Raw genomic sequence first — 7,388 nt, forward strand, 5'->3', positions numbered from 1 at the left:
GGGGCCGGGGGGGGGGCGGGGGCCGCGCCGGGCGGCGCCGGGGCCCTGCCCGCTGCCGGTCGCGTCGACTCAGGCGATCCGGACGCCCTTGTCCCGCAGCAGCGCGACGGTGTTCTCGATGGATCCGGCCTCGGCTATCTCGTGGTCCTCCAGGGCGATTCCGTACTGCCTGGTGAGGATCACGGCGAGTTCGACGAGGTCGAGGGAGTCGAGTTCCATCGTCTCGAACCCGGCGGTGACGTCGATGTCGGCCGCGGGGATGTCGAACTTCTCGGCCATGATCGCGGCGATGTGGTCGGCGATCGTACTCTCGGCGAGGGCGGTCATGGGGTCCACCTTTCGGTTCGGTTCAACTCGACTGGGCTCAGTTCGGGGTGACGTCCGGCCACACCAGGGCGGTCGAGCCCCAGGCCAGCCCGCCTCCGAACGCGGTCAGCAGCACGCGTTCGCCCGGGTTCAGGCCGCCGGTGGCGGCCGCGTCGGCGAGGGCCAGCGGGATGGATGCGGCGGAGGTGTTGCCGACGCGGTCCAGGTTCACCACCGCGCGCTCGCGGGCGATGTCCAGCTGGTCGGCCACCGCGTGCAGGATGCGGACGTTGGCCTGGTGGCCGACGAGGCGGTCGACCGTGGCACTGGGCCAGCCGAGCCGCTCCAGGAGCGCGCTCGACGAGTCGCCCATACGGGTCACCGCCTGCGCGAACACCCGCTTGCCCTGCATGGTGAAGTAGCACTCGGACGGGTCGGGAGGACTGCCGCCCGCCCGCTGCCGGGAGCCGCCGCCCGGGATGGCGATCAGGTCGTGCTGCTCGCCGTCGCTGCCCAGGTCGAAGCCGAGCAGCGCGCCGGGCTCGTCGGCGCGGCCTGCCTCCAGGACCACGGCACCGGCTCCGTCCCCGAAGATCACCGCGGTGTTGCGGTCGCCCGGGTCGAGGATGCCGGAGTAGGTCTCCGCGCCGATCACCAGCACCCGCCCGGCGACTCCGGTGAGGATCAGCCCCGCCGCACTGGCCAGGGCGTACACGAACCCGGCGCACACGGCGGCCACGTCGTAGGCCGGCACCCTGCCGAGGCCGAGCCGGGCGGCGACCCAGGGCGCGGTCGCCGGGCAGAGGTGGTCCGGCGTGGTGGTGGCGAGGACGACCGCGTCCACGCCGTCCACGCCCGCCGACTTCAGGGCCCTGGACCCCGCCTCGACGGCGAGATCACCGGTGGCGGTGCCGGGTTCCACCCAGTACCGCTGCCGGATGCCGGTACGGGTGCGGATCCACTCGTCGCTGGTGTCGAGCCGCTCGGACAGCTCGTCGTTGCTGACCGCGCGCGGCGGCAGATACGTGCCGAGGCCTTTGAGGACGGCGGCGGGCCGCGCGTCGGCTTCCGGTCGCTGTGGGTCGGTCATGGCGATGCCTGGCCTTTCGCTCAGCCGCGTATGACGGTCTTGGTCCGCATCAGGAACTCGCCGAGGTAGCCGTCGTGCGGCACACCGCGGTCCATCCAGTGGGTCGGGTGGTCGCCGAGGTGCACATTGGCGACGGTCGGGTCGGCGACCAGCGCGTCGACCAGGCCGGCGTCCCGGTCCCCGTCGCCGCTGAGCACGCCGAGGACGAGCGTGTCGCGCAGGGCGGCCGTCCCGTCGGCACGGTTCCAGGGCGCCACCCACACGCAGGGGAAGGGCAGTTCGGCGGTGTGCCAGTCGCCCTTCAGGTCGGGCACCTGGAACACGGCCGGGCGCAACACCGCGCCCCCGTCCGGAAGTTCCTCCACGACGCCGTCGCCGCCGAGGTGGGCCGTGGTGCCCTTGGCGCGCTCCAGCAGGTGCCGCTCCAGCGCCCGCGCCCGCTCGACCGGCTGGACCGGCAGCCCGGCCTTCTCGTCGTCGGCGGGCAGGCTCGGCAGCGCGCCCAGCCGCTCGGCGAGGGCACGGGCCAGCGGCGCCGGGTCACCCTCCACGAGGACCGCGGTGGCGTCGACGCACTTGACGCCGCCGTGATGGGCGATCGAGTCCACGATCATGCCGAGGTGCGCACGCCAGTCGGCGCCGTCCGTGACCAGGATCTTGGTCCGGCCGGGTCCCTGGACCAGCACGGTGGGGTCGGCGGCGTATTTGCGTACGACGTCGTCACCGCCGTAGACGAGGGACAGATCGGCGCCCCGCAGCACCTCGTCGGCCACCGCGTGGTCGGTCGGCAGCAGCACCACGTGGTCGTCGCCGAACCCGGACGCGCGCAGCGCCGCCACCAGGCGGTGCGGGGTGAACGGCTCCCGGCGCGAGGGCCGGACCGCGACCCGGTAGCCGAGGGCGAGGGCCTCGAGCCACAGGGCGTGCGGGGCGGGGTGGTTGCCGGCCGCGTTCACGGCGAGGACCTCGCCGCGCCGGGTCCACACCGCGGCGCCGGTACGGGTGCGCGGGTCCCGCCAGTCGAGCACCGCGCCGCCGGGCAGGGCGCCGTACGCGCCGGCCAGCGCGCGCCGCGCGGAGTCGGCGATCTCGTCGGCGGCGGACCGCACGGCGGGCAGCGGGATGCCGGAGACCCGGGCCACGGTCCGCTCGTACTCGTCGTACGACAGGCCGTGCACGCACTCCTCGCGGAACACGCGCCCGGCCTCGGCGAGCGCGGCCAGCCGCCGCTCCAGCGGCAGCGTGACCGCCTTGCGCAGGGCCGCCAGCGCCCGGGTGACGAACAGCCGCGGCGTGAGGCTGAGTTCGGCGACCGGCGCGCCGGAGGTGTCGGTGACGGTCTCGCGTCTGCGGGCGCGGTAGGGGCCGGAGGGCCCCAGCGCGTCCAGGAGGCGGGGCTCGGCCATCAACGGCTCGGCCATCAGTAGACCCCCTCGATGACCTTCTCGTCGTCGAACTCCGGCACCGGCGCGATGTCCGCGACCGAGTCGCCGACCTGGCCCGGCAGCGGACGGATCCGGGTGCCGAAGTCCCGCTCCAGGTTGTTCGGCAGGAACAGGCTCTTGCCGACGTAGTGCATGACGACCCGGCCGCGCTCGCCGTACTCGACCGGCCTGCGCTCCTGAAGGTCGATGACGTTGTACGTCATGTACGGCGAGAAGGGGTCGTAGACGCACGGCTCGTCGTCGGTGAGGCCGGGGCGCTCGCTGACGTGGCCGAGTGTCATGGTGTTGCCGAAGCCGCTGCACAGCACGGCGTCCGGGAACAGTTCGGTGCGGTACAGGTTGCGGGTGTCCGGGTCGAGCTGGGTGCCCACCCACATGATGGCCCGCACCTTCTTGCGCACCAGGTCGACCAGCTCGTCACGGCGGCACAGCCGCTCCAGGACCGGCGGTGTGAGCATCAGGACGCCGATGTCCTGGGAGCGCAGCGGGTGCTGGAGCTGGTCGATGAGGTGCTCGGTGTACAGGTCGGCCTCGGTCCGGTCGCCCCGGGCGATGATCTTCTTCACCCAGCGCGGGTCCACGTCGACGGTGAAGGAGAGCCCGCCGCGTCCGGCCACCAGCTGCTGGAAGGAGGCGCCGACCATGTGCGGCCCCGACGGGATGGCCATCAGCCAGTTCACGTCGCGCGGCACGCCGTGTGCGTCGAGCTGGGCGTTGCTGTGGGCCAGCAGCAGGTCGAGCCACTCCTGGAGCATGACCACGCGCTTGGGCGCGCCGGTGGTGCCGCCGCTGTCGAAGACGCCGACGGTCTTCGGCCGGGGCCCGTAGCCGCGCGGGATCAGGTCCTCCGCGCGCACCTCCCGCAGCTCGTTGGCGAGGTTCGGGAAGAGCTTCAGGTCGTCGAAGCTGCGGACGTCGGTACGCGGGTCGAATTCCAGCCGGTCGGCGCGGTCCAGCCAGAACGGCGCTCCGGTCTCCTCGGAGAAATGCCATCGGAGCGCGGCACGGAGGAATTCGTCGGGGTCGGGCGTGACGCCGTAGGGAAGTTCGAGAATCGGGTCTGCGGCGGACAACTGCGGGCTCCCTTCAGGGAATGCGAAACGGATCAGCCGGTCTGGGTCGCGGCGCCGGGTGCCACCTTGCCGAGGAGTTCCTCGGCCCAGTCCCGTGAATAGGAAGAGAAGTTCGGGAATCCGCCCTCGTAGGGGTCGCCCGTCCACCGGAAGGTGGCTCCCGGGTTGTGCGCATCGGTGCCGGCGGCGGTGAACAGATGCGGACTGCCCTGCACCCGGGGGCCGCGGGCAACGGCGAAGTCGCGGTGGATCGCCGCGCGTCCGGTGCCGTGCTCCAGTGCCTCGCCCAGCGCCGCCTCGTCGACCAGCGGGCACTCGGCGGCGACGGCGAGGATCTCCGAGGTGATGCTGATGCACCGGCCACGCCCGTAGAAGGCGTGCCGCAGCGCGGTGTCCAGCTGGTCGCTCGCGGGCAGCCCGCCGACCGCCCGCGCCTTTGCCGCCTGTACCGCCTCCATCGCGGGCAGGGTGGTGACCGGGTAGCGCCAGTCGGGTCCCGGCCACATGCGCCAGCCCAGTTCCGGCACCATGGCGCCGATCGCCACCGTCTCGGCGTCGATGATCGGCTTGGGCGTGGGCTCGGAGTTGAACAGCTCCAGCGGGAAGACCCGGTGGTCGACCAGGACGTGCGTGCCGCGCTCCCGGGCGGTGGCGTGCAGGGTGTGCAGGGCCAGGGTCGCCCAGGGACAGCCGATGTCCGACCAGACGGTCACGACGGCCGGGTCGGACGAGTACAGGGATTCCGTGTCGGCCTGCTGGGTCATGACGGCGTTCCTCCGGGCTGCGCGTGCGGGACGGGGCAGGCCGAATTCTGGGCATGGCCGCGTGATCGTCCGCAGTGCGCGCGGAGGACTTTGTCAGGCACCGCGGACTTCGTCAGACGGATTTCCGCTACCTGACGAAGTCGACGGTCGCCGATCGACGTCTCTTTGAGCCCTGCCGGAGCATGACTCACACTCGCACGAAAGGGAATTCAACATGTCCGTGCTGGACGCGGAAAACGCCGCGGATCCCGCCGCCCCGCCTCGAATGACCCCGCACCAGCGGGCGGTGCTGGTGCTGCTGCTCAGCTCCACGTTCCTGCTGGCGGCGGATCTTCCGCTGCTGAACGTCGCGATCCCGGTGATCGGCTCGGGCCTCGGCTTCGCGGTCGGGGACCTGCACTGGATCACGACCGCGTTCGCGCTCACCTCGGCCGGCTTCACGCTGCTGTTCGGGCGGATCGCCGACCTCTACGGGCGGCGCCTGGTGTTCATGGGCGGTATCGGGCTCCTGGCGGCCTCGTCCGTGCTGGGCGCGGTCGCGCAGAGCCCGTCGGTGCTGATCGCCGCCCGTGTCGCCCAGGGCATCGCCACCGCGATGGCCACCCCGGCCGCGCTCGCCCTGCTCACCACGTCGTTCCCCGAAGGCCCCCTGCGCGCCAAGGCGTTGGGCGTCAACGGCACCATGATCTCGCTCGGCTTCACCGTCGGCGCAGTGGCCGGCGGCCTGCTCACCGGGCTGCTCAGCTGGCGCTGGTCGTTCCTGATCAACGTACCGGTCTGCCTCGCCATGGTCGCCTCCGCTCCCGTGTTCCTGAAGGAGAGCCGGTCAGCCGAACGCCCCCGCATGGACATCCCCGGTGCCGTCACGGTGAGCGCGGGCCTGGTCGCCCTGGTCTACGGCGTCTCCCGCAGCCCCGACCTGGGCTGGGACAGCCCGCTGGTCCTCGGCTGCGTCCTCACCGGCGCCGTCCTGCTCGCCGCCTTCCACCGCGTCGAACTGCGCACCGCGACCCCCCTCGCCTCGGTCGGGATCCTGCGCCGGCCGACCGTCCGCTGGGGCAACCTCGGCGGCCTCGCCCTCATCACCATGCAGACCGCGGTCATCTTCCTGGTCACCCTCTACCTCCAGGAGGTCCACGGCTACTCGGCGCTCGCCACCGGAGTCGCCTTCTCCGCGCTGGGCGTCTCCGCCTTCCTCGGCGGCGCCTTCGCCCCTCGCGTCATCGGCCGGTACGGCAACCGCACCACCCTGGTCGCCGGACTGGTGCTCCAGATCGCCGGCCCGCTCGGCGTGTTCCTGTTCACCGGCAGCGGCGGCGGCATCGCCCTCGTCCTGGCCGTGCTCACCGTGGGCGCCTTCGGCCATGTCATGGGCGTGGTGGCGTACATGGTCACCGCGACCTCCGGCCTGCCGAACGAGGAACAGGGGCTGGCCACCGGCCTGGCCACCATGACCCAGCAGGTGGCGCTCGCCCTGGGCACCCCCGTGCTCAGCGCCGTCGCCAGCAGCCGCATCCATGCGCTGGAGGGGGAGGGCTCGTACTCCGACGCCGTCCTGTCCGGCGTCCGTCTCGCCCTCGGCGTGGACACCCTCGTCACCGTCGCGGCCGCCGCGTTCGTCTGGTTCTGCCTCGGCCGCGCCCTGCGCCACGCCTCCCGCACCCTCTGACCCGCACCCGAACCTCGCCAACCCTCTTTTCTCCAAGGAGAGTTCACCCATGACCACGCACTCCGCCGTCCGCGCCGACGCCGCGGGCTCCCTCACCATCGGCGGCGACCTCACCATCCACCGCATGGGATACGGCGCGATGCAGCTGGCGGGCCCCGGTGTCTACGGCCCCCCGAAGGACCGCGCGGCCGCCCTCGCCGTACTGCGCCGGGCGCGCGAGCTCGGGGTCAACCACATCGACACCAGCGACTACTACGGCCCGTACGTGGTGAACGAACTCATCCGCGAGGCCCTGCACCCCTACGACGACGACCTGGTGATCGTCACCAAGGTCGGCGCCAGGCGCACCCCGGACAAGGAGTGGCCGGCCGCCCTGTCCCCGCGGGAACTGCGCGAGGCCGTCCACTCCAACCTGCGCCACCTCGGCCGTGACCACCTCGACGTCGTCAACCTCCGTATCGTCGCCGAGGCCGGAGGCATCGGCCCCGACGAGTCGATCGCCGAACCCTTCGGCGCGCTCGCCGAGTTGCGGGAGCAGGGCCTCGTCCGGCACCTGGGCGTCAGCAACGTCACCCCGGCCCAGTTCGCCGAGGCGCGCTCCATCGCCCCCGTGGTGTGCGTGCAGAACGAGTACAACGTCGTACGCCGGGACGACGAGGCCACCCTGCGGGCCTGCGAGGAGGCCGGCATCGCCTACATGTCCTTCTTCCCGCTCGGCACGTACACACTGCTGGGCGCCGAGAAGACGCCGGGCAAGGACGCCAAGGTCCCGCTGAACGTGCCGCTGGACGCGAAGCCCGTCGACCTGGTGGCCGAGCGGCACGGCGTCACCGCCTACCAGGTGGCCCTGGCCTGGCTGCTGCACCGCTCGCCCAACCTGGTGTGCATTCCGGGCACGTCGTCGGTGGCGCACCTGGAGGAGAACATCGCCGCGGCCGGGCTGCGGCTGACCGAGGACGACCTCGTGGAGCTGGAGACGATGCGGGCCGTCTGACGGCCGCACACGGCGACGGGCCCGGACACCTCCTCGGTGTCCGGGCC

At 72.4% G+C, this 7,388-nt stretch carries 7 protein-coding genes; 2 read left to right on the forward strand and 5 right to left on the reverse strand.

Going from position 1 to position 7,388, the window contains the following annotated elements; translation table 11 throughout:
* Positions 1 to 69: 69 nt before the first annotated feature.
* The 5 genes from ACFW2E_RS36825 to ACFW2E_RS36845 are packed head-to-tail and all read right to left on the reverse strand — an operon-like array spanning position 70 to position 4,678.
* Complete coding sequence (locus ACFW2E_RS36825; protein WP_384473369.1) at positions 70 to 327, reverse strand: acyl carrier protein; 258 nt, start codon at positions 325 to 327, stop codon at positions 70 to 72.
* Positions 328 to 364: 37 nt separating this feature from the next.
* Complete coding sequence (locus ACFW2E_RS36830) at positions 365 to 1,396, reverse strand: beta-ketoacyl-ACP synthase III (protein ID WP_384473372.1); 1,032 nt, start codon at positions 1,394 to 1,396, stop codon at positions 365 to 367.
* 20 nt (positions 1,397 to 1,416) lie between these two features.
* Positions 1,417 to 2,817 carry an aldehyde dehydrogenase family protein gene (locus ACFW2E_RS36835; protein ID WP_384473375.1) on the reverse strand — a complete coding sequence of 467 codons (1,401 nt, stop codon included), beginning with the start codon at positions 2,815 to 2,817 and terminating at the stop codon, positions 1,417 to 1,419.
* Complete coding sequence (locus ACFW2E_RS36840; protein ID WP_384473378.1) at positions 2,817 to 3,914, reverse strand: phenazine antibiotic biosynthesis protein; 1,098 nt, start codon at positions 3,912 to 3,914, stop codon at positions 2,817 to 2,819. The genes ACFW2E_RS36835 and ACFW2E_RS36840 overlap by 1 nt, the downstream gene beginning before the upstream one ends.
* A gap of 32 nt (positions 3,915 to 3,946) precedes the next feature.
* Positions 3,947 to 4,678, reverse strand: coding sequence for a DsbA family protein (locus tag ACFW2E_RS36845; protein ID WP_384473381.1), 732 nt, complete (start codon positions 4,676 to 4,678; stop codon positions 3,947 to 3,949).
* A 214-nt stretch (positions 4,679 to 4,892) separates the two neighbouring features.
* Between ACFW2E_RS36845 and ACFW2E_RS36850 the strand changes: the two genes are divergently transcribed.
* Together ACFW2E_RS36850 and ACFW2E_RS36855 are read left to right on the forward strand one after the other, a co-directional pair.
* The gene (locus ACFW2E_RS36850) at positions 4,893 to 6,347 is read left to right on the forward strand and encodes an MFS transporter (protein ID WP_384473384.1); all 1,455 of its coding nucleotides are present in this window, start codon (positions 4,893 to 4,895) and stop codon (positions 6,345 to 6,347) included.
* A 49-nt stretch (positions 6,348 to 6,396) separates the two neighbouring features.
* Positions 6,397 to 7,341 (forward strand): oxidoreductase, encoded by a 945-nt coding sequence (locus ACFW2E_RS36855; protein WP_384473387.1) that lies wholly within the window; start codon positions 6,397 to 6,399, stop codon positions 7,339 to 7,341.
* Positions 7,342 to 7,388 lie beyond the last annotated feature (47 nt).

Source organism: Streptomyces sp. NPDC058964, assembly GCF_042741275.1.
Taxonomy (GTDB): Bacteria; Actinomycetota; Actinomycetes; order Streptomycetales; family Streptomycetaceae; genus Streptomyces.